The sequence below is a fragment of the Variovorax paradoxus genome, from assembly GCF_009498455.1.
GTDB lineage: Bacteria > Pseudomonadota > Gammaproteobacteria > Burkholderiales > Burkholderiaceae_C > Variovorax > Variovorax paradoxus_H.
Window position 1 is genome coordinate 7,118,307 of record NZ_CP045644.1, and the last position, 20,416, is coordinate 7,138,722.

Annotated in this window: 21 protein-coding genes; 15 read left to right on the top strand and 6 right to left on the bottom strand. The window is 67.2% G+C overall.

The window, feature by feature from the left end; all coding sequences use genetic code 11:
• Positions 1-14: 14 nt before the first annotated feature.
• Positions 15-1,211 (bottom strand): enoyl-ACP reductase FabV, encoded by a 1,197-nt coding sequence (gene fabV, locus GFK26_RS33085; RefSeq protein ID WP_153285695.1) that lies wholly within the window; start codon positions 1,209-1,211, stop codon positions 15-17.
• 190 nt (positions 1,212-1,401) lie between these two features.
• On the opposite strand from fabV, the gene GFK26_RS33090 reads away from it, so the two are divergent.
• The 5 genes from GFK26_RS33090 to GFK26_RS33110 all read left to right on the top strand — a co-directional run bounded on the left by GFK26_RS33090 (position 1,402) and on the right by GFK26_RS33110 (position 5,630).
• The gene (locus GFK26_RS33090) at positions 1,402-2,229 is read left to right on the top strand and encodes an ABC transporter substrate-binding protein (protein ID WP_099792087.1); all 828 of its coding nucleotides are present in this window, start codon (positions 1,402-1,404) and stop codon (positions 2,227-2,229) included.
• 162 nt (positions 2,230-2,391) lie between these two features.
• Positions 2,392-3,087, top strand: coding sequence for an amino acid ABC transporter permease (locus GFK26_RS33095; RefSeq protein ID WP_099792089.1), 696 nt, complete (start codon positions 2,392-2,394; stop codon positions 3,085-3,087).
• Between the two features lie 94 nt (positions 3,088-3,181).
• Positions 3,182-3,892 carry an amino acid ABC transporter permease gene (locus tag GFK26_RS33100; protein WP_056578437.1) on the top strand — a complete coding sequence of 237 codons (711 nt, stop codon included), beginning with the start codon at positions 3,182-3,184 and terminating at the stop codon, positions 3,890-3,892.
• Positions 3,889-4,632 carry an amino acid ABC transporter ATP-binding protein gene (locus GFK26_RS33105; RefSeq protein ID WP_099792091.1) on the top strand — a complete coding sequence of 248 codons (744 nt, stop codon included), beginning with the start codon at positions 3,889-3,891 and terminating at the stop codon, positions 4,630-4,632. The genes GFK26_RS33100 and GFK26_RS33105 overlap by 4 nt, the downstream gene beginning before the upstream one ends.
• Entirely contained in the window at positions 4,629-5,630 is a 1,002-nt protein-coding gene (locus GFK26_RS33110) for an isopenicillin N synthase family dioxygenase (protein WP_153285696.1), read from the top strand. Before GFK26_RS33105 ends, GFK26_RS33110 begins: the two co-directional genes overlap by 4 nt.
• Before the next feature lie 23 nt (positions 5,631-5,653).
• On the opposite strand, the gene GFK26_RS33115 is transcribed toward GFK26_RS33110, so the two are convergent.
• The gene (locus tag GFK26_RS33115) at positions 5,654-6,322 is read right to left on the bottom strand and encodes an HAD family hydrolase (protein WP_153285697.1); all 669 of its coding nucleotides are present in this window, start codon (positions 6,320-6,322) and stop codon (positions 5,654-5,656) included.
• A gap of 83 nt (positions 6,323-6,405) precedes the next feature.
• Positions 6,406-7,746, bottom strand: coding sequence for an MFS transporter (locus tag GFK26_RS33120; protein ID WP_153285698.1), 1,341 nt, complete (start codon positions 7,744-7,746; stop codon positions 6,406-6,408).
• A gap of 187 nt (positions 7,747-7,933) precedes the next feature.
• On the opposite strand from GFK26_RS33120, the gene cyoA reads away from it, so the two are divergent.
• The 8 genes from cyoA (at position 7,934) to trhA (ending at position 15,573) form a co-directional block, all read left to right on the top strand.
• A complete protein-coding gene (gene cyoA, locus GFK26_RS33125) occupies positions 7,934-8,959 on the top strand; it encodes a ubiquinol oxidase subunit II (RefSeq protein ID WP_153285699.1) in 1,026 nt (341 codons plus the stop codon).
• Positions 8,960-8,963: 4 nt separating this feature from the next.
• The gene (gene cyoB, locus GFK26_RS33130) at positions 8,964-10,970 is read left to right on the top strand and encodes a cytochrome o ubiquinol oxidase subunit I (protein WP_153285700.1); all 2,007 of its coding nucleotides are present in this window, start codon (positions 8,964-8,966) and stop codon (positions 10,968-10,970) included.
• Complete coding sequence (gene cyoC, locus GFK26_RS33135; protein ID WP_101489072.1) at positions 10,963-11,637, top strand: cytochrome o ubiquinol oxidase subunit III; 675 nt, start codon at positions 10,963-10,965, stop codon at positions 11,635-11,637. The genes cyoB and cyoC overlap by 8 nt, the downstream gene beginning before the upstream one ends.
• Positions 11,634-12,044 (top strand): cytochrome o ubiquinol oxidase subunit IV, encoded by a 411-nt coding sequence (gene cyoD / locus GFK26_RS33140; protein WP_099792119.1) that lies wholly within the window; start codon positions 11,634-11,636, stop codon positions 12,042-12,044. The genes cyoC and cyoD overlap by 4 nt, the downstream gene beginning before the upstream one ends.
• Positions 12,044-12,868: an SURF1 family protein gene (locus GFK26_RS33145; protein WP_153285701.1), complete on the top strand. Its 825-nt coding sequence runs from the start codon at positions 12,044-12,046 to the stop codon at positions 12,866-12,868. The genes cyoD and GFK26_RS33145 overlap by 1 nt, the downstream gene beginning before the upstream one ends.
• On the top strand, positions 12,852-14,282 hold the full coding sequence (locus GFK26_RS33150; protein WP_228121844.1) for an ATP-binding protein: 1,431 nt from the start codon (positions 12,852-12,854) through the stop codon (positions 14,280-14,282). The genes GFK26_RS33145 and GFK26_RS33150 overlap by 17 nt, the downstream gene beginning before the upstream one ends.
• A complete protein-coding gene (locus tag GFK26_RS33155; protein WP_153286195.1) occupies positions 14,276-14,803 on the top strand; it encodes a response regulator transcription factor in 528 nt (175 codons plus the stop codon). Before GFK26_RS33150 ends, GFK26_RS33155 begins: the two co-directional genes overlap by 7 nt.
• A gap of 62 nt (positions 14,804-14,865) precedes the next feature.
• Positions 14,866-15,573 (top strand): PAQR family membrane homeostasis protein TrhA, encoded by a 708-nt coding sequence (gene trhA, locus GFK26_RS33160; RefSeq protein WP_153285702.1) that lies wholly within the window; start codon positions 14,866-14,868, stop codon positions 15,571-15,573.
• 10 nt (positions 15,574-15,583) lie between these two features.
• On the opposite strand, the gene GFK26_RS33165 is transcribed toward trhA, so the two are convergent.
• Together GFK26_RS33165 and GFK26_RS33170 are read right to left on the bottom strand one after the other, a co-directional pair.
• The gene (locus tag GFK26_RS33165; protein WP_062469081.1) at positions 15,584-15,808 is read right to left on the bottom strand and encodes a SlyX family protein; all 225 of its coding nucleotides are present in this window, start codon (positions 15,806-15,808) and stop codon (positions 15,584-15,586) included.
• A 96-nt stretch (positions 15,809-15,904) separates the two neighbouring features.
• Positions 15,905-17,425: an MFS transporter gene (locus GFK26_RS33170; protein ID WP_153285703.1), complete on the bottom strand. Its 1,521-nt coding sequence runs from the start codon at positions 17,423-17,425 to the stop codon at positions 15,905-15,907.
• Between the two features lie 127 nt (positions 17,426-17,552).
• On the opposite strand from GFK26_RS33170, the gene GFK26_RS33175 reads away from it, so the two are divergent.
• Both GFK26_RS33175 and GFK26_RS33180 read left to right on the top strand, forming a co-directional pair.
• A complete protein-coding gene (locus GFK26_RS33175; RefSeq protein ID WP_153285704.1) occupies positions 17,553-18,455 on the top strand; it encodes a LysR family transcriptional regulator in 903 nt (300 codons plus the stop codon).
• 63 nt (positions 18,456-18,518) lie between these two features.
• On the top strand, positions 18,519-18,731 hold the full coding sequence (locus GFK26_RS33180; protein WP_228121845.1) for a prevent-host-death protein: 213 nt from the start codon (positions 18,519-18,521) through the stop codon (positions 18,729-18,731).
• A 119-nt stretch (positions 18,732-18,850) separates the two neighbouring features.
• Here GFK26_RS33180 and GFK26_RS33185 read toward each other — a convergent pair whose 3' ends face one another.
• Positions 18,851-20,332, bottom strand: a complete 1,482-nt coding sequence (locus tag GFK26_RS33185; protein WP_153285706.1) for an AAA family ATPase — start codon at positions 20,330-20,332, stop codon at positions 18,851-18,853.
• Positions 20,333-20,416: the final 84 nt, after the last annotated feature.

Here is a 20,416-nt window from a genome sequence, read left to right on the forward strand (position 1 = left end):
CCTGCGGGGGCACTCTAGAGTTGGATCAGATCGGGAATGCCCACATCCGTGCTCACGTCGGCCGTGTAGTCCACGCCGTCGACGGCAAAGCCGAACAGGCGCAGGAACTCGGTCTTGTAGCCCGCGAAGTCGGTCAACTCGTTGAGGTTCTCGCCAGTCACCTGCGGCCAGAGTTCCTGCACGCGCGCCTGCACCTGCGGCGCCAGTTCCTTGTAGTCGGCGCGCAGGCGGCCTTCGTCGTCCAGGTGCGGCGTGGCGCCGTACAGGCTGTCCGCGTACAGGCCGTGCACCTGCTCGATGCAGCCTTCGTGCGTGCCTTCGGCCTTCATCACCTTGAACAGCAGCGAGAGGTACAGCGGCATCATCGGAATGGCCGAGCTGGCCTGCGTGACCACCGCCTTCAGCACCGACACGCGCGCGTCGCCGCCCTTGGCGGCCAGCTGCGCGCGGATGTCCAGCACCTTCTCGTCGAGATCCTTCTTGGCGGCGCCGATGGAACCGTTCCAGTAGATGTCGTGGGTGATCTGCTCGCCCAGGTAGGTGAAGGCCGTGGTCTTGGCGCCGTCGGCCAGCACGCCGGCTTGTTGCAGCGCGTCGATCCACATCTGCCAGTCTTCGCCGCCCATGACGGCGACGGTGTTGTCGATTTCTTCCTGCGTGGCGGGCTCGAGCACCAACTCCTTCACGGCCCCGCTGTCGGTGTCCAGGCCGCGCAGCGTCACGGCCTTGCCGATGGGCTTGAGCACGGAGTTGAAGACCTGGCCCGTCTTCGGGTGCGTGCGGCGCGGCGCGGCCAGGCTGTAGACCACGAGGTCGACCTGGCCGAGGTCGGCGCGGATGGTGTCGATGGTCTGCTGCTTCACCGCATCGGAAAAGCCGTCGCCGTTGATGCTCTTGGCGTAGCGCCCTTCGGCCGTGGCGGCGCGGTGGAACGCGGCGGTGTTGTACCAGCCGGGCGAGCCGGGCTTGGTCGCGCTGCCTGCGCGTTCGAAGAACACGCCCAGCGTGTCGGCGCCGCAGCCGAAGGCCGCGGTGATGCGCGCGGCCAGGCCGTAGCCGGTAGAGGCGCCGATCACCAGCACACGCTTGGGGCCGCCCGCGATGGAGGGCTTGGCTTTGACGTAGTCGATCTGTTGCCGGACATTGGCTTCGCAGCCCACGGGATGGGTGGTGACGCAGATGAAGCCGCGCACGCGGGGTTGGATGATCATGAAAAGCTCGCTCGGTAGGACATGGGGGGGACGGCGGCGGGGCGCGTCGCGGCGCCGCGAATTTAACCCAGCCGGCAACAGGCCGATTCATCAGCCCCATATGCATATGTCGATTGACGATTTAATAATCTTGGGTTTTATTGATATGGTTCCGGCCTGAATTTCACTCTGGAGAGAGGACGATCCCACCATGCGCCACACCCTGCTTGCCGCGGCCCTTGCCGCTTCCGCCCTGCTGACCGGCGTTGCCGCCCATGCGGACCAGCTCGCCGACATCAAGAAAAAGGGCGAACTCGTGGTCGGCGTGCTCGGCACCGACGAGCCCGCCACCTTCATCGATCCGAAGACGCGCCAGATCGTCGGCTACGAAGTCGACCTGGTCAACGCCATCGCGAAAAAGATCGGCGTGAAGCCGGTGCTCAAGCAGATCGCCGTGGCCGCGCGCATTCCCGAACTGCAGCAGGGCCACGTGGACCTGGTGGCCGCCGGCCTCACGCACAACAAGGAGCGCGAGGCGCAGATCGACTTCTCGCTCACCACCTTCGTCACCGGCCAGAAGGCCGTCGTGAAGAAGACCAGCGGCATCACCGACGTGCCGCAGCTCGGCGGCAAGAAGGTGCTGACCATCCGCGGCGGCACGCAGGAACCCAACATCCGCAAGGCCGTGCCCACCGCCGAGGTCGTGACCTTCGACACCAGCCAGCAGGCCTTCCAGGCGCTGCAGCAGGGCAAGGGCGTGGGTTACGTGGACGACGAGGCCGCGCTGCTGCGCAGTTACGCCAAGCTGGGCCCGCAGAAGGCGCAGTACGTGGTGCTCAAGCAGAACCTGAGCACCGAGTCGCTGGCCATCGGCATCAAGAAGGGCGAGAGCGGCCTGAAGGCGGTGGTGGACGACACGCTGCGCGAACTCGAGAAGTCGGGCGAAGCGCAGAAGATCTTCATCAAGTGGTACGGCCCGAACACGGCGTCAGGCTTCCAGACGCGCGACTTCAAGCTCGAGACCGACAAGATCGACTGACCGGTCTTTTGACTTTCTCCTTCCCCTTCCGGGGGAAGACCGGGATGGGGGCTGACAGCCTTCGCACAGGCCGCGGCACATCAACCGCCGCCGTGCCCCCACCCCACCCTCCCCAGCGGGGAGGGAGAAGATTCCCTCGCGACGGTGATACTGTCGCCCCCCATGCCCCTGTTCGACTATTCGCTGCTGCTCACCGGCCAGTACCACGACATGCTGGTCGCGGGCCTGTGGCTGTCGCTGCAGCTGCTCGCGGTCTCGCTCGTTTTCGCGCTGCCGCTGGCGCTGGTGGTGGCGCTGCTGCGGCTCTCGCCGCTGGCGCCACTGCGCTGGCTCGGCTTTGCGTACGTGGAATCGATCCGCAACATCCCACTGCTGGCCCACATGCTCTTCTGGTATTTCGGCGCGCCCGAGCTGCTGCCCGAAGGCATCAAGACCTGGCTCTATGAAGGTCACATCGAGGCCTACAGCGCGATCGTCGCGCTGTCGCTGTACACAGCCGCCTTCATGGCCGAGGACATCCGCAGCGGCATCCGCTCGATCCCGGCCGTGCAGTTCGAGGCCGGTCGCGCGCTGGGCTTCAGCTTCCTGGCCACCATGCGCCGCGTGGTGCTGCCGCAGGCGCTGCGCGTGACCGTGCCGCCGCTCATCTCGCAGACGCTGAGCCTGTGGAAGAACACCTCGATCGCCACCGTGATCGGCGTGGCCGAGCTGATGTACCAGGCCGGGCAGGTCGAAAGCGCCACCTTCCGCAGCTTCGAGTCGTTCGCGTTCGCGAGCGCGGCGTACCTGACGGTGTCGCTCGCCATCACCGGGCTCGCGACCTGGTACCACCACCGCTTCCCGGTGCGGACCATATGAAGGCGGTCGAGCGCCGCCGGGCCGCCCCAAGGCGCGAGCGGCCCCCTCGGGGGGCAGCGAGGACACGCAGTGCCGAGCGTGGGGGCCATTTCCAATGCTAGAAATCATCAACGACTACTGGGTCTACTTCCTCATCGGCCAGTACCCGAACGGCCCGCTCGGCGGCCTGGTGCTCACGTTGCTGCTGGCCTCGTGCGGGCTGGTGCTCGCGCTGCCGCTGGGCATCGTGCTCGGCCTGGCGCGCGTGAGCCCGTGGCGCTGCGTGCGCTGGCCCGTCACGGCGCTGGTGTTCGTGGTGCGCGGCCTGCCGCTCTTGATGGTGATCTTCTGGGCCTACTTCTTCCTGCCCAGCGTCACGGGCGTGAAGACCGACCAGTTCACCACCATGCTGATCGCGCTCGTGATCTTCGATGCCGCCTACCTCGCCGAGATCGTGCGCGCCGGCATCCAGGGCCTGCCGCGCGGGCAGATGGAAACCGCGCGCGCGCTCGGCCTGAGCTACTTCGGCGCCATGCGCCTCGTGGTGCTGCCGCAGGCGCTGCGCAGCATGCTGCCCTCGCTGGTGAACCAGTTCGTCTCGACCATCAAGGAGACCTCGCTGGGCTACATCATCGGGCTGGCCGAGGTGTCGTTCATTGCCACGCAGATCAACACGCAGGTGTTCACCAAGCCGGCGCAGATCTACCTGATCCTGGGCCTGACCTACTTCATCCTGTGCTTCGGCCTCTCGCGCTTCGCCTACTGGCTGGAGCGCCGGCTCGCGCGCCGCGGCCTTCCCGCCGCGACCCTCAAGGTGCCCGCATGATCGAACTCGAAAAAGTCAACAAGTGGTACGGCAGCTACCACGCACTGGTCGACGTGACCGAAACCATCCACAAGGGCGAGGTGGTCGTGGTGTGCGGACCCTCGGGTTCGGGCAAATCGACGCTGATCCGCACCTTCAACCGGCTGGAGCCGATCCAGTCGGGCCGCATCACGCTCGACGGGCAGGACATCCACGCGCCCGGCCTGGACGTGAACGCGTTTCGCTCGCGCATCGGCTTCGTCTTTCAGCAGTTCAACCTGTTCCCGCACCTCAGCGTGCTGCAGAACTGCACCATGGCGCCGATGCAGCTGCACGGCCTCTCGCGCAAGGAGGCCGACGCGCGCGCGATGGCGCTGCTGGAGCGCGTGGGCCTCGCGAACAAGGCCAACGCGTGGCCCGGTGAGCTGTCGGGCGGCCAGCAGCAGCGCGTGGCCATTGCGCGCGCGCTCGCCATGAAGCCGCCGCTGATGCTGTTCGACGAGCCCACCAGCGCGCTCGACCCCGAGATGGTCGGCGAGGTGCTGCTGGTGATGCGCGACCTCACGCGCGACGGCATGACCATGGTGTGCGTCACGCACGAGATGGGCTTTGCGCGCGAGGTGGCCGACCGCGTGCTCTTCATGGACCAGGGCCAGGTGCTCGAACGCGCCACGCCCGACGACTTTTTCAACCGCCCGCAGCACCCGCGCGCGCAGCAGTTTCTGTCCGACATCCGTTCGCCTTTTTCGAGAGACGCATGACCGACCAATCTCTTCCCCTCATCGACGTCGCGCCGCTCGTGGCCGGCGCGCCCGACCGCGAACGCGTGGCCGCGCAGATCGGCGACGCCTGCCGCGCGCACGGCTTCTTCTACGTGACCGGCCATGGTGTCGACCCAGCGCTGATCCAGCGGCTCGAAGACCTGAGCCACCAGTTCTTCGACCTGCCCGAGGAAACCAAGATGCAATGGCGCATGGCCCTCGGCGGCCGTGCCTGGCGCGGTTATTTCCCGCGCGGCGGCGAGCTGACCTCGGGCCGCCCCGACTGGAAGGAAGGCCTCTACCTGGGCACCGAGCTGCCCGCCGACCACCCGCTGGTGCAGGCGAAGACGCCGGTGCACGGGCCGAACCTCTTTCCCGACGTGCCGGGTTTCCGCGAGACCATCCTCGCGTACATGGATGCGGTGACGCAGCTGGGCCATCGGCTCATGGAAGGCATCGCGCTGGGCCTCGGCCTGCCCGCGGGCTACTTTGCGCAGCGCTACACGGCCGACCCGCTGATCCTGTTCCGTCTCTTCAACTACCCGACGCAGGCCGTGCCCGAGGGCCTGGACGTGCAATGGGGCGTGGGCGAGCACACCGACTACGGCCTGCTCACGATCCTGCACCAGGACACCGTGGGCGGCCTCGCGGTGCACACGCCGGGCGGCTGGATCGACGCGCCGCCGGTGCCCGGCGCCTTCGTCTGCAACATCGGCGACATGCTCGACCGCATGACCGGCGGGCTCTACAAGTCGACGCCGCACCGCGTGAAGCGCAACACCTCGGGCCGCGACCGGCTGTCGTTCCCGCTGTTCTTCGACCCGAACTTCGAAGCGCGCGTGCAGCGCATCGAAGGCCTCGCCGGTGCCGATGCGCTCGACGACAGCGCCGAGCGCTGGGACCGCGCCAACGTGCACGCGTTCAGCGGGCGCTATGGCGATTACCTGCTGGCCAAAGTGTCGAAGGTGTTTCCGCAGCTGCGGGACGAGGTGCTCTGAACTGAACGCGCGCCCTGGCCTCGTCAGGGAAACCAGCGCGTCACATGCGGCACTGCATCGTGCAGCGAATCAAGCACATGAAAGGCCTGCGCAACGATCGCCTCGGGCGGGTGCTTGAGGTCGGGCACCACCACCACGCGCATCCCGGCGGCCAGTGCGGCCTTGGCGCCGTTCTCGCTGTCTTCGAAGGCGACGCAATCGACAGGGTCCACGCCCAAGCGCTCGGCCGCGAGGCGGTACAGCGCCGGGTCGGGCTTGGCGCGCGCCACCTCGTCACCGCCCGCGAAGGCCTCGAAGTGATGGAGCACGTCGAGACTGCCCAGGCAGGCCGCGATCTGGCCGCGTGTGGACGACGACGCGACCGCGCAGCGCGTGCCACGTCCGCGCAAGGCGGTGAGCAGCTCGGCCGCGCCGGGCTTGATGGGAAAGAGCGGCCGCACGTCGCCTGCCAGACGTTCCAGCTGCAGCGCGGCAGTCACTTGCGCCGCCGCATGCTGGTAGGCAGCGACGCCGCCGAGCAGCCCCGCAAGGATCTGCTTCGACTCGCCCATGGCCAGCCCCACGCATTGCAGGTACTGGGCGTGCGAAAGCTCGATATCGAGCGTGCGGGCCGCGGCGATCCAGGCGGCCATGATGGGGCGCTCGGAATCGATCAGCAGTCCGTCCATGTCAAAAATGGCGGCGGTGAACATCGAGGCGAATCCTAAGCGAGCCGCGCAGCGGCCATGAAAAAAGGGGCCATCGGCCCCTTCGTTCGAGAAACGCCAGCTGCCGGTCAGTCCCGCGCCAACGCCCGGTTCAGCCCCAGCGCCGCCAGCGTGCCGAGCGCGCCCGACAGCAGGTAGATGCTCACGAAGGCCAGGCCGAAGTGGGCCGACAGGCCCAGAGCGACCAGCGGGGCAAAGGCCGCGCCGATGAGCCAGGCCAGGTCGGCCGTGAGGGCCGCGCCGGTGTAGCGGTACTTGGCTTCGAAGTTCGAGGTGACGGCGCCGGCCGCCTGGCCATACGACAGGCCCAGCAGCGCAAAGCCCAGCACGATGAAGATGTCCTGGCCGATGCGTCCGCCGTCGAGCAGCGTGGGCGCGAAGCCGCTGAACACGGCGATCATGGCGGCCAGGCCGCCGAGCGTGAAGCGACGGCCGATGCGGTCGGCGATGAGGCCCGAGGCCACGATGCCGATGGCGCCGAACACCGCGCCGACCATCTGCACGATCAGGAACTCGGTGATCGACTGGTCGGAGTACAGCGAGATCCACGACAGCGGGAACACCGTGATCAGGTGGAACAGCGCGTAGCTGGCCAGCGCGGCGAACGCGCCGATCAGCAGGTTGGCGCCCTGCGAGCGGGTCAGCTCGACCACGCTGGTGGGCTGCAGCTCACGCTCTTCGAGCAGGCGCGAATATTCGTCGGTGGCCACGAGGCGCAGGCGCGCGAACAGCGCCACCACGTTGATGGCGAAAGCCACGTAGAAGGTGTAGCGCCAGCCCCAGTCGAGGAAGTCGGCCAGCGGCAGGCTGGAGTACAGGTATGCGAACAGCGCGCTGGCCACGAAGAAGCCCAGCGGTGCGCCCAGCTGGCCCAGCATGGCGTACCAGCCGCGCTTGTTGGGCGGTGCGTTCAGCGCCAGCAGCGACGGCAGGCCGTCCCACGAGCCGCCCAGCGCCAGGCCCTGGGCAAAGCGGAACACCGACAGCAGCACGATGGCCGTGAAGCCGATGCTCGCGTAGCCCGGCAGGAAGGCGATGCCGGCGGTCGAGGTGCCCAGCAGGAACAGCGCAATCGTGAGCTTGGTCTCGCGCCCGAAGCGCCGCTGGATCGCCATCGAGATCACGGTGCCGAAGGGGCGCGCGATGAAGGCGAACGAGAAGATCACGAAGGCCCAGAGCACGCCTTCCAGGCGCTGCTCGAACGGGAAGAACACCGCCGGGAACACCAGCACCGAGGCGATGCCGTAGACGAAGAAGTCGAAATACTCGGAAGCGCGACCGATGATCACGCCGACCGCGATCTCGCCCGGGGCAATGTGCGAATGGTCGGCGTCTGCGGCGCGGGCGCCGCCTTCGGGCGTGTGCGACACAGGCTGGGCGCCTTGTGGACTGATGCTGGACGTCGTCATCTTGCTGGCTGGCTGTAATTCAGGCGTCACGCCGGAGCGCGACACAGGGGGGAATTCTGGACACCCTGTAGCGTCTCACCGATTTGCGTTTACCGCCATAGGACAAAACGTCCAATAGGCGAAATCCCTCGGGCGGCGTAGATTGCAGGGTCATTTTTGCGCGGCCTTCGCACTCTCCTCTCCCGGCATGCACATCCTCAAGACCCTTCGCCGAGCGCTCCTGCTGCTCTCCGCCATTTTCCTGGCGGGCTGCAACACAGTGCTGTTGAACCCCTCCGGCGACATCGCCAACCAGCAGGGGCGTCTCATCATCGTCTCGACGGTGCTGATGCTGATCATCATCATCCCGGTGATCGCGCTGACCATCTTCTTTGCCTGGCGCTATCGCCAGTCGAACAAGGAGGCCACCTACAGCCCCGACTGGGACCACTCCACGCAGCTCGAGCTGGCGATCTGGGCCGCGCCGCTCCTGATCATCATCGCGCTGGGCGCGATCACCTGGATCAGCACGCATACGCTGGACCCGTACCGCCCGCTGAGCCGCCTGGACGCGCAGCGCCCGATTCCCGCCGAAACCAAGCCCCTGGTGGTCGAGGTGGTGGCGCTGGACTGGAAGTGGCTCTTCATCTACCCCGAGCAGGGCATTGCCACGGTGAACGAACTGGCGGCTCCGGTGGACCGCCCGATCAGCTTCAAGATCACGGCCTCGTCGGTCATGAACTCCTTCTTCATCCCCGCGCTGGCCGGCCAGATCTATGCCATGCCGGGCATGGAGACCAAGCTGCACGCGGTGATCAACAAGCCGGGCGAGTTCGAAGGCTTCTCCGCCAACTACAGCGGCGCGGGCTTCTCGGGCATGCGCTTCAAGTTCCACGGCCTGAGCCACGACGGCTTCGACCAGTGGGTGGCCAAGGTCAAGGCCGGCAAGGACGGCGAACTCACGCGCGAGCAATACAAGAAGCTCGAAGTGCCGAGCGAGCGCGAGCCCGTGCGCCACTACGCCGCGGTCGACCCGGCCCTGTACGACGCCATCCTGAACCTGTGCGTCGATCGCAACAAGATGTGCATGAAGGAAATGATGGCCATCGACGCCGACGGCGGCATGGGCAAGCCCGGCGCCTTCAACATCGCCACCAAGCAGGCCTGGCAGGCCGACTCCCTCGACACGCCCAAGCGCAAGTACGTCACCGCGATGTGCACCACCGAAGACTAAGAAGATGCTGCAGAACCTAGACCTGACGAAGCTCGTCTTCGGCCGCCTCTCCTGGGAGGCGATTCCCCTTCACGAGCCGATTTTGCTCGTGACCTTCGCGGCCGTGATCCTGGGCGGCCTGGCGCTGCTGGGCGCCGTGACCTACTTCAAGCTGTGGGGCACCTTGTGGAATGACTGGATCACCAGCATCGACCACAAGAAGATCGGCATCATGTACATCATCCTGGGCCTGGTGATGCTGCTGCGCGGCTTCGCCGACGCGCTGATGATGCGGGCCCAGCAGGCCGTCGCCTTCGGCGACAACGCGGGCTTCCTGCCGCCGCACCACTACGACCAGATCTTCACCGCCCACGGCGTGATCATGATCTTCTTCGTGGCGATGCCGCTGGTCACGGGCCTCATGAACTTCGTGGTGCCGCTGCAGATCGGCGCGCGCGACGTGGCCTTTCCGTTCCTGAACAACTTCAGCTTCTGGATGACCACCTTCGGCGCCGGCCTCGTGATGGCGTCGCTGTTCGTGGGCGAGTTCGCCAAGACCGGATGGCTGGCGTACCCGCCGCTGTCGGGCATCCTGTTCAGTCCTGACGTGGGGGTCGATTACTACATCTGGTCCTTGCAGATCGCGGGGGTGGGCACATTGCTCTCGGGCGTGAACCTGCTGGCCACCATCGTGAAGATGCGCGCGCCCGGCATGACCATGATGAAGATGCCCGTCTTCACCTGGACGGCCCTGTGCACCAACGTGCTGATCGTGGCTGCCTTCCCGGTGCTCACGGCCGTGCTGGCCCTGCTGTCGCTCGACCGTTATGTCGGCACCAACTTCTTCACGAACGACCTCGGCGGCAACGCCATGATGTACGTGAACCTGATCTGGATCTGGGGCCACCCCGAGGTGTACATCCTGATCCTGCCGGCCTTCGGCATCTTCTCGGAAGTGGTCTCCACCTTCTCGGGCAAGCGCCTGTTCGGCTACGCCTCGATGGTGTACGCCACGGTCGTGATCACGATCCTGTCGTACCTCGTGTGGCTGCACCACTTCTTCACCATGGGCTCCGGCGCCAGCGTGAACTCGTTCTTCGGCATCACGACGATGATCATCTCGATCCCCACGGGCGCGAAGATCTTCAACTGGCTCTTCACCATGTACCGCGGCCGCATCCGTTTCGAGTTGCCCATGATGTGGACCATCGGCTTCATGATCACCTTCGTGATCGGCGGCATGACCGGCGTGCTGCTGGCCGTGCCCCCGGCCGACTTCGTGCTGCACAACAGCCTGTTCCTCATTGCCCACTTCCACAACGTGATCATCGGCGGCGTGCTGTTCGGCATGCTGGCGGGCATCACCTACTGGTTCCCGAAGGCCTTCGGCTACAAGCTCGATCCGTTCTGGGGCAAGTGCTCGTTCTGGTTCTGGATCGTCGGCTTCTGGATGGCCTTCATGCCGCTGTACATCCTGGGCCTGATGGGCGTCACGCGCCGCATGAGCCACTTCCAGGACATGTCGCTGCAGATCTGGTTCCAGGTCGCCGCCGTCGGTGCCGTGCTCATCGCACTGGGCATCGCCTCGTTCCTGATCCAGCTGGTGGTGAGCTTCATCCGCCGCGAGTCGCTGCGCGACACCACGGGCGACCCGTGGAACGGCCGCACGCTGGAGTGGTCGACCTCGTCGCCGCCGCCGGCCTACAACTTCGCGTTCACGCCGCGCGTGCACGACAACGACGCCTGGACCGACATGAAGGCCCGCGGCTACCAGCGTCCGCTGGAAGGCTTCAGCCCCGTGCACATGCCCAAGAACACGGCCGCCGGCTTCATCATCGCGGCGCTGAGCGCGGTGTGCGGCTTTGCGCTGATCTGGCAGATGTGGCTCCTGGCCGGCATCGGCTTCGTGGCCATGCTGGTCGCGATCATCGTCCACACCTTCAACTACAAGCGCGACTACTACATCCCCGCGGAAGAAGTCGTGCGCACCGAAGCCGAACGCACCCGCCTGATGGCTGCCGCCCATGTCTGATACCACCGCTCTCTCCACTCCCCCGGGCGTGCACGTGCACGCCCACAGCGACCTGACGGGCAAGCCGCCGGTGTTCGAGCTGTTCCACGTCCGCAACGAGGACCACCACCCCGAGAACGGCACGCTGCTGGGCTTCTGGCTCTACCTGATGAGCGACTGCCTCATCTTTGCCTGCCTGTTCGCGGTATACGGCGTGCTGGGCCGCAGCTACGCGGCCGGCCCCTCGGGCGCCGACCTGTTCGACCTGCCGCTGGTGGCGATGAACACGTCGCTGCTGCTGCTGTCGTCGATCACCTACGGCTTCGCGATGCTCGAGATGCAGCGCAAGCGCATGGGCGGCGTGCTGCTGTGGCTGGGCATCACCGGCCTGCTGGGCCTGGGCTTCATCGGCCTGGAGCTGTACGAGTTCGCGCACCTGCTGCACGAAGGCGCCGGCCCGCAGCGCAGCGCGTTCCTGTCGTCGTTCTTCGCGCTGGTGGGCACGCACGGCCTGCACGTGAGCTTCGGCATCATCTGGCTCGTCGTGCTGATGTTCCAGCTGCCCAAGCACGGCTTCACCCCCGCCAACCGCCGCCGCCTGATGTGCCTGTCGATGTTCTGGCACTTCCTGGACGTCGTGTGGATCGGCGTCTTCACCTTTGTGTATCTGATGGGATCGATGGCATGAGCGCCCACACCGACACCGCCGCGCACGGCCATGGCGCACACGATGGGCACGACGCCCATCACGACGACGGCCCCGTGAGCCACAGCACCTTCAAGGGCTACATGACCGGCTTCGTGCTGGCCGTGATCCTGACCGCGATCCCGTTCTGGCTCGTGATGGGCAAGGTGATCGCCAACCCGAGCACTACCGCGCTAGTCATCCTCGGCTTCGCCGTCGTGCAGATCGTGGTCCACATGGTGTACTTCCTGCACATGGACGCGAAGTCGGAAGGCGGCTGGAACATGCTGGCGCTGATCTTCACGCTGGTGCTCGTGGTCATCACGCTGGCCGGGTCGTTGTGGGTCATGTATCACATGAACACCAACATGATGCCGGCCATGGTCCACGACATGAAGAACATGCCCTGATGGCCTCGGCCGCCCGCCCGCGCTCGGTTGTCACGCGTGCGGCGCTGGCGGTCTGCGCCGTCCTCGCCTTTGCCGGCTTTCTTGCGCTCGGCACCTGGCAGGTCGAGCGCCGGGCCTGGAAGCTCGACCTCATCGCCCGCGTCGACCAGCGCGTGCACGCCCCGGCCACCGACGCGCCGGCGCGCTCCGAATGGCCCACGGTCAACGCGGCCAACGACGAATACAGACACGTGCGCCTTCGCGGCACGTTCCTCCATGACAAGGAAGCGCTGGTGCAGGCCAGCACCCGGCTCGGCGCCGGCTTCTGGGTGCTGACGCCGCTGCGCACCGCCGACGGCAGCGTCGTGCTCGTCAACCGCGGCTTCGTGCCGCCCGAAGCGCGCGAGCGCGCGGCCCGCACCGCCCCCGAGCCCCAAGGCGACACCACCGTGGCCGGCCTGCTGCGCCTCACCGAACCGAAGGGCGGCTTCCTGCGCACGAACGACCCCACGGCCGACCGCTGGTTCTCGCGCGATGTGCAGGCCATTGCCGCCGCGCGCGGCCTGGCAGAGGTGGCGCCCTACTTCGTCGATGCCGAAGCCGGCCCTGCAACCGCACAAGCCGCCCCCGCATGGCCGGCAGGCGGCCTGACCGTCATCGCCTTCCCCAACAGCCACCTCGTCTACGCCCTCACCTGGTACGGGCTGGCGCTGATGGTGCTGGGCGCCGCCTGGTTCGCGTGGCGCGACGACAGGCGCCGGCAGGCGGCCCCCGGCGGCAGCGGCGAAAATGCGCGGCATGCCGACACCGCAAGCGCCGATCCCGCCAATGTCCGCCGCGACTGACAAGCTCGCCGCGGTGGCCGGCGAGCTGCACGCCCCGCGCGCGGGCGTCGCGAGCCTGGACAACGTCATCGGCCACCAGAACATGCAGCAGCTGATCCAGCTGCGCTGGTTCGCCGTGGTCGGGCAGGTCGCCACCATCCTCGTGGTGCACTACGGCTTCGGCATCCGGCTGCCGCTGAACCACATGCTGCAGGTGCTCACCTGCCTGGCGCTGTTCAACATGGTGAGCCTGCTGCGCCTGCGCATCCACGGCCGCGTGACCAACGGCGAGCTGTTCGTCGCGCTGCTGGTCGACGTGGCCACGCTCACGGCCCAGCTGTACCTCAGCGGCGGCGCCACCAACCCCTTCGTCTTCCTGTACCTGCTGCAGGTGATCCTCGGCGCGGTGCTGCTCAAGGCCTGGTCGACCTGGACCATCGTGGTCATCACCGGACTGTGCTTCGCGGGCCTGGCGCTGTTCTCGCGCCCGCTGCCGCTGCCGCTGGACCACGACCGCGGCCTGTGGAGCCCCTACGTGCAGGGCATGCTGGTGTGCTTTGCGCTCAACGCCGCGCTGCTGGTGGTCTTCATCACCCGCATCAGCCGCAACCTGCGCGTGCGCGATGCGCGGCTGGCCGACCTGCGCCAGCGCGCGTCGGAAGAAGAACACATCGTGCGCATGGGCCTCCTGGCTTCGGGCGCAGCGCACGAGCTGGGCACGCCGCTGGCCACGCTGGCCGTGATCCTCGGCGACTGGCGCCGGCTGCCGCACTTCAGCTCCGACCCCGAACTGCTGCAGGAAGTGGCCGAGATGGAAGTGCAGATCCAGCGCTGCAAGAGCATCGTGAGCGGCATCCTGCTGTCGGCCGGCGAGACGCGCGGCGAGTCGTCCGAAGAGACCACCGTGCGCACCTTCCTGGACGACCTCGTCGAAGAATGGCGCACCACGCGCCCGGTCGAGGAGTTCGACTACGAGAACCTGTTCGGCCAAGACCTGCCCATGGTGTCCGACTCGGCGATCAAGCAGATGGTGTGCAACGTGCTCGACAACGCGCTCGAGGCCTCGCCGCACTGGCTGCGCCTGGAAGCCACGCACGACGCCGACGCGCTCACCATCACCGTCACCGACGCGGGCCCCGGCTTCATGCCGGCCATCCTCGCGGAGTTCGGCAAGCCCTACCAGTCGAGCAAGGGCCGGCCCGGCGGCGGGCTGGGCCTGTTCCTGGTCGTGAACGTGGCGCGCACGCTGGGCGGGCGCGTCTCCGTGCGCAACCGCCCCGAGGGCGGCGCCATCGTGACCATCACGCTGCCGCTGGCGGCCATCGTGCTCGAAGAGGACGAGGAAGCCCCAGCCATCGCGGACAACGCCGCCCCCAGCCCCGAGCAGCCCATGACCCCACACCCGACCCCACCGCCGAGGTCCGCCAGCTGCTGATCGTCGAGGACGACGAGGCCTTCGCGCGCACGCTCGCACGCTCATTCGAGCGGCGCGGCTACGTCGTGGTGCATGCGCGCAACCTCGAGGAGGTGGAAGCGGTGCTCGAGGAAGGCGACGGCCCCTCGCCCGGCTATGCGGTGGTCGACCTCAAGCTCAACGGCGAGGCCTCGGGCCTGGCCTGCGTGCAGATCCTGCACCGGCACGACGCCGAGATGCTGATCGTGGTGCTCACCGGTTTCGCGAGCATTGCCACCGCCGTCGAGGCTATCAAGCTCGGCGCCTGCCACTACCTGGCCAAGCCCTCGAACACCGACGACATCGAGGCCGCCTTCGGCCGCGCCGCCGGCACCACCGAGGTCGAACTGACCAACCGCTCGACCTCCATCAAGACGCTGGAGTGGGAGCGCATCCACGAGATGCTGGCCGAAACCGGCTTCAACATCTCGGAAACCGCGCGCCGGCTCGGCATGCATCGGCGCACATTGGCGCGCAAACTCGGCAAACAGCAGGTCAAGTAACATGATCTGCAGGTTTCGCGCATTTTTCGGAACCAAACCCGACCCCGAAGGCTCTGTTCCCGATGACGAATAGCCCGCCGCTGCAACTGCAGCCCGCCCTTTCCGCCGCCGCGAAGAAAAAGCCGGCGTCCGCCGCGCGCGACCAGACCGCGATGGAAGAACTCTTCAACGCCCTGAGCCACGGCCTGGGCCTGTTGCTGGCGATTGCCTCGCTGCCCATCCTGGTCTACAGCGCTGCCCAGAAGGGCCAGGCCGCGGCCGTGGTGGGCGCGTCGCTGTTCGCGGGCACGGCCATCGTGCTGTACCTGATCTCCACGCTGTACCACGCGCTGCCGATCGGCCGTGCCAAGGCCTGGTTCAACCGGCTCGACCACGCGGCCATCTATTTGTTCATTGCGGGCAGCTACATGCCCTTCTTGTTCGGCGTGCTGCGCGGGCCCTGGGGCTGGACGCTGTTCGGCGCCATCACCGCCGCCGCCGTGCTCGGCGTGAGCGCCAAGCTGTTCAACCGCCTGCAGCACCCGCTGTGGTCCACCGGCCTGTACGTGGCGATGGGCTGGATGGCGCTGATGGCGGCGGTGCCGCTGTACGAGCGCATGTCATCGGCCGGGCTGGCCTGGCTCGTGGCCGGCGGGCTGTTCTACACGGCCGGGGCTGTGGTGTTCCTGTTCGACAACAGGGTGCGCTACGCGCATTCGGTGTGGCACCTGTTTGTGCTGGCCGGCAGCACCTGCCACTTCTTCGCCGTGCTCTGGCACGCGCACGGCTGAGCAATCTTCCTCAGTAGTGGGGCGGGAGTTCGTCGCGCAGGTTGCGCGCGCCCCCGTCCTGCCCTGCGTTCTGGCTCTGCAGCCGCAGCTGCGCGACCTGCAGGATCAGGCTGTCGATCTGCTGCTGTTGCCGGTAGATCGTCATGTTCAGCTGCTCGAGCAGGTCTTCGGCATAGCTCGACTTGATCTCGAGGTCGTTCAGACGCTCTGTCACGTCGTTCGGTGAATGTTCCATGGGGCTATTGGACAGGAAAGCGGCGCAGCGTCTTGCGAAGGCCGCGAGCCCCCATCCCGGCCTTCCCCCGGAAGGGGAAGGAGCAAGGCAGTCCCCTCAACAGGCCGGCGACTCCAACGCCGCGGCGCCAGCGTCGGCATGCGTCTCACCGCGCAGGAACACAAACACCACCACCGCCGTCAACACTGTCACCCCCGCCAGCACGCACAACAGCGCTCCGAACGCCGCGCCATACGCCTGCAGCAGCCCCGCGCGTTCCATGCCCGGCAACAAGGCCAGCGCCTGCGCCAGGTCGCCCGTCGCCACGCGCTGTGCCGCCTGCGACACCGCCACGGACGAAGACGACGCCGACCCCAGCTGCAGCGCCACCAGCGCCGTGAGCCCCGCCCCACCAGCGCCAACGCAATCCCTCCCCGCGACCCGCACGGTGTTGAAGATGCCCGACGCCATGCCCGCCCGTTCGCGCGGCACCACGCTCACGGCCAGGCCGTCCATCAGCCCCCAGGGCAGGCCGATGCCCGCACCGATCAACAGCAGCGGGCCCACGAGGCCGTGCAAGGGCGTGCCCGGCGCGCAGCGGCTCAGCCACACGAGCCCCACCGCGCACACCAGCAGCCCCACGGCCGAGATCACGCCCGTCGAGAACCGGTGTGCAAGCCATGCCGCGAGCGTCGGCACGATGAGGATCGGCCCCGACAGCGCGAACATGAAACCGCCCGCCTCCAGCGCGCTGCGCCCTTCGAGCCCGATGAAGCGGATCGGCAACAACACCAGCAGCACGACAAAGCCATAGGCCGGCGCCGCGGCCAGCAGTTGCACGCCGACGAAGCGCGGAAAGCGGAACAGCGACAGGTCGAGCATCGGGTGCGCCACGCGCCGTTCGATGGAGATGAAGGCCGCGCCCATCGCCAGCGCGCCGGCCAGCGCCGCGAGCACCCACGGGCTGCCCCAGCCGCTGTCGGGCGCCTGCAGCACGCCCAGCGTGAGCAGGCTCAGCGCGGCCGTGAAGCTGAGCGTGCCCGGCACGTCCAGCCCCATCGCCCGCGGATTGCGCGACTCGCGCATGCGCGGCGCCGCCAGGCACAACGCGACGAGGTTCACGGCGCCGGGGCTCAGCATCACGGCGTGCCAGCCGACGGTGTCGGCCAGCCAGCCCGACAGGATCGACCCGCACGACAGCCCCACGCCGAACGAGGTGCCGATGAGGCTGAACGCCCGCAGGCGCGCGGGCCCGTCGAACAGCTGCGCCAACGCCGCCGTGCCCGCCGCGAAGGCCGCCGCCGAGCCCAGCCCCTGCACGGCGCGCGCGAGGTCGAAGGCGACGATGCCCGGCGCCAGCGTGAGCAGCGCACTGCTCAGCGCCACCACCGCCAAGCCCAGCAAGAAGACGCGCTTGCGCCCGTACGCATCAGCCAGTGCACCGGCCGCCATCAGCGTGGCGCCGAAGCTCAGCATGAAGGCGTTGGTCACCCAGTTGAGCTGCACCGGCGTGCCGCCCAGCGTGTCGCGGATCGCGGGCAGCACCACGGCCGGGCCGGTGAAGCTCAGTGGCATGCCGAGCGCGGCGAGGCAGACGGCAGCGAGCAGCCAGGCTTTGTGGGAATCGGGGGAAGACATCGGGAGGGCTTTCACGCGGAGGAAGACAAAAGGGGAAATGCGTGAAGTGACGATAAAAAGGATTCAATGAAACGAAAATAGGCCCTCTGATCCTCACACTGCCAACCCAAGGTTGCCAATCAAGCCCATGGACAGCTTCAGCGGACTCGAATCCTTCGTGCGGGCGGCCGACCTGCAGAGCTTTGCGCGGGCGGGCCGCGACCTGGGCATCTCGGCCTCGGCCGTGGGCAAGAACGTCGCGCGGCTCGAGGCGCAGATGGGTGTGCGCCTGTTTCACCGCACCACGCGGCAGGTGCGGCTCACGGCCGAGGGCGCGATGTTCCACGAGCGCTGCCGCCGCATCCTCGACGAGCTCGGCGATGCGCGCGCCATGCTGCAGGACGCCGTCGCCACGCCACGCGGCCGCCTGCGCGTGAGCCTGCCGACCATCGGCTACCGCTTTCTGCTGCCGATCCTGCCGGCGTTCAAGGCGCGCTATCCCGAGATCGAACTCGATCTCGACTTCAACGACCGGCTGGTCGACGTGGTGGCCGAAGGCGTCGACGTGGCGATCCGCAGCGGCGAGCTGGTCGACTCACAACTCGTGGCGCGCCGCCTCGGCCCGTTCAGCTTCGTGCTCGCGGCCTCGCCGGCCTACCTGGCACAGCACGGCGTGCCGCAGGTGCCGGCCGACCTCGCCCGCCACCGCTGCCTGCGCTACAAGTTCGTGACCGGCGGAAAGATCGAAGACTGGGACCTGCCCGGCCTGCCATCCCAGTTGCCGCCGGGCCTGGTCTGCAACAACATGGAAGCCATGCTGGGCGCCGCGGTTGCGGGCCTGGGCATTGCGTACATGCCCGACTTTCTGGCGCGTGATGCGTTGCGCCGCGGTGAGCTGCAGAGCGTGCTGGCGCCGCACCTCGTGCGGCGAGGGCAGTTCTCGGCACTGTGGCCATCGAGCCGGCAGTTGTCGCCGAAGGTGCGGGCGTTTGTCGACTTTGCGGGTGAGCACATGTTCAGGGGCGACGGCGCAGACGCACAAACGACCTGAACCCGATTCAGACCACAATCCGGCTGATTCACGGCACCCACGGGACGCGCAATGAGCTCTTCCATGCAGATCAAATCCATCGACGATCCCGAGCGTCATGCCACAGAGGTCGTGAAGCCGCTGTTGGTCGGCTCCGACAAAGCACACGAAGAAGCGCCCGTGCTGCTGAAAGTCCTGGTGCTCGGCAGTCACGAAATCGAGCAGAACCAATTCAGGTCTTCGGATGAGGTGTTCGCTGAACTGGACCAAGAAGACACGAGCAGTACTTCCGCATGAAGCGCTCAACGGACCGGCGCGACATCATGTTCGCGCCCATCCTCTCGCCCCGCGACATCGACACGATGTAGCGGGAATTCCTGCAAGGCACCACGCATTGACGCGGGTGCCGGACCGGATCAAGCGACAGCTTCAGCGACGACTCTTGGCTCGGCGGACACCACCTCGACCTGCGGGGCGCTGTCCTTGGGCGGCGCCTTTACAGGTTCGCTTCCCATCCGGCTCAACGCCAGCGCCACCTGCAGCGGATACAGCGTGCGCGGATCGCCCTCGGCCTTGTTGCTCACCGTCGTGCCATCGGCCTCGCTCATGCGGGCCGTGCGCACCGCGTCGAGGCGGTGGGTCGGCACCATGAACGGCGAGTGCGTCGTATAGAGGGTCTGGTTGCTGAAGTCATGCTCCAGGTGCGCCAGCAGATCGGCCTGTGAATGCGCGTGCAGGTGCAGACCGGGCTCGTCCAGCAGCAGGATCGCATCGCTCGCGCCCTTCGTGTCCGCGAAGAAGGCGATGTAAAACGAGAAGAACCACTGGAAGCCGCGGCTGCGTTCGTCCAGGTTCACTTCCACCTCGTAGGCAGCGTTGGGGTCGGACACCAGCGTCTCCAGGTGCTGCCCGTCGAGGTTGAAGCGGACCTTGAGTTCGCGGTCTTTCCAGACGCGGCGGATTTCCGACGTGACGACCGAGCCCGCACGGTTCACCAACTGGTTGCGCGTCGCCAGATCGTTCTTCGCCAACAGGTCCTGCAGCTGCTGCGGGTCGAGCCCCGCCACCTGGCACAGCTTCTCGAAATTGCGCTCGCCGGCCGTGCGCTCGCCCCAGCCCTTGCGCGTGAGGTACTCGGCGATGTTCTGGCGGCCGGGCAGCGAGGCGTAGTCCTCGACGTAGATGAAGCGCGGCAACTTCTCCAGCACCCAGGCGCGGGCGCGGGCCAGCGCGGGCTGGTCGTTGTCGATCGTGCGTGCCAGCTCTTCGAGCTCGGTCAGCATCTGCGCCTGCTTGTCGGCGATTTCCGCGCCGGCCGTGGCCAGCGCCTGGCGCAGGGCCTGCAATGCCAGCAGTGCGCCGGCCGACCACTTCACGAAGTCGGGGCTCGGGATCATCGCGGCGTCGAAGGCGTCGCCCTCCTGTTCGAGCGGCGCCTTCAGTTCGTCGGCGACCTTCTCGGCCGCGGCTTTCACGGCGGGCACGATCTTGCGGACCTTGGCCTTGATGTCGCTCACGTCGATCGACAGCGGGCCCATGCCCTCGAAGCCGGTCGTGCGCGTGGCGCCGTAGCCGCGGCCAGCCGTGACCTGGCGCACGCCGGCGGCGCGCGGCAGGATGGAGGCGAGCGCCAGCTGCTCGGAGGCGTCGAGGTCCCAGCGCGTGTGCACGACGGGGGTGTCGTCGGTGCATTCGTCGAGGCGGCGGTGCCGCGGAAAGTCCTTGATGGGGCTGAGTGCCGTGAGCCCGTCGGTCGGATTCAGGCTGTGCAACGCGCGCAGCAGGTTCGATTTGCCGCTGTCATTTCGGCCGAGGATCGCGGTGATCTGGGAGGAATCGATGGAGCCGCTGTCGTGGATCGAGCGATAGTTGGTGATCTGGAATGACGCCAAGCGCATGCAGGAATTTCTCTTCTGAATTGGATACGGGGCCGGGGAATGTATTGCATCCCCGGCCCCGTCCTGCCGATCGCGGAAGAAAAA

Coding starts and splice junctions, on each gene's coding strand:
- cyoB (WP_153285700.1), top strand. CDS start 8,964: ATGCTGCAGAACCTAGACCTGACGAAGCTCGTCTTCGGCCGCCTCTCC.
- cyoD (WP_099792119.1), top strand. CDS start 11,634: ATGAGCGCCCACACCGACACCGCCGCGCACGGCCATGGCGCACACGAT.
- GFK26_RS33105 (WP_099792091.1), top strand. CDS start 3,889: ATGATCGAACTCGAAAAAGTCAACAAGTGGTACGGCAGCTACCACGCA.
- GFK26_RS33180 (WP_228121845.1), top strand. CDS start 18,519: ATGCAGATCAAATCCATCGACGATCCCGAGCGTCATGCCACAGAGGTC.
- trhA (WP_153285702.1), top strand. CDS start 14,866: ATGACGAATAGCCCGCCGCTGCAACTGCAGCCCGCCCTTTCCGCCGCC.
- GFK26_RS33110 (WP_153285696.1), top strand. CDS start 4,629: ATGACCGACCAATCTCTTCCCCTCATCGACGTCGCGCCGCTCGTGGCC.
- GFK26_RS33095 (WP_099792089.1), top strand. CDS start 2,392: ATGCCCCTGTTCGACTATTCGCTGCTGCTCACCGGCCAGTACCACGAC.
- GFK26_RS33170 (WP_153285703.1), bottom strand. CDS start 17,425: ATGTCTTCCCCCGATTCCCACAAAGCCTGGCTGCTCGCTGCCGTCTGC.
- GFK26_RS33100 (WP_056578437.1), top strand. CDS start 3,182: ATGCTAGAAATCATCAACGACTACTGGGTCTACTTCCTCATCGGCCAG.
- GFK26_RS33120 (WP_153285698.1), bottom strand. CDS start 7,746: ATGACGACGTCCAGCATCAGTCCACAAGGCGCCCAGCCTGTGTCGCAC.
- GFK26_RS33150 (WP_228121844.1), top strand. CDS start 12,852: ATGTCCGCCGCGACTGACAAGCTCGCCGCGGTGGCCGGCGAGCTGCAC.
- GFK26_RS33165 (WP_062469081.1), bottom strand. CDS start 15,808: ATGGAACATTCACCGAACGACGTGACAGAGCGTCTGAACGACCTCGAG.
- cyoC (WP_101489072.1), top strand. CDS start 10,963: ATGTCTGATACCACCGCTCTCTCCACTCCCCCGGGCGTGCACGTGCAC.
- GFK26_RS33175 (WP_153285704.1), top strand. CDS start 17,553: ATGGACAGCTTCAGCGGACTCGAATCCTTCGTGCGGGCGGCCGACCTG.
- cyoA (WP_153285699.1), top strand. CDS start 7,934: ATGCACATCCTCAAGACCCTTCGCCGAGCGCTCCTGCTGCTCTCCGCC.
- GFK26_RS33145 (WP_153285701.1), top strand. CDS start 12,044: ATGGCCTCGGCCGCCCGCCCGCGCTCGGTTGTCACGCGTGCGGCGCTG.
- fabV (WP_153285695.1), bottom strand. CDS start 1,211: ATGATCATCCAACCCCGCGTGCGCGGCTTCATCTGCGTCACCACCCAT.
- GFK26_RS33185 (WP_153285706.1), bottom strand. CDS start 20,332: ATGCGCTTGGCGTCATTCCAGATCACCAACTATCGCTCGATCCACGAC.
- GFK26_RS33090 (WP_099792087.1), top strand. CDS start 1,402: ATGCGCCACACCCTGCTTGCCGCGGCCCTTGCCGCTTCCGCCCTGCTG.
- GFK26_RS33115 (WP_153285697.1), bottom strand. CDS start 6,322: ATGTTCACCGCCGCCATTTTTGACATGGACGGACTGCTGATCGATTCC.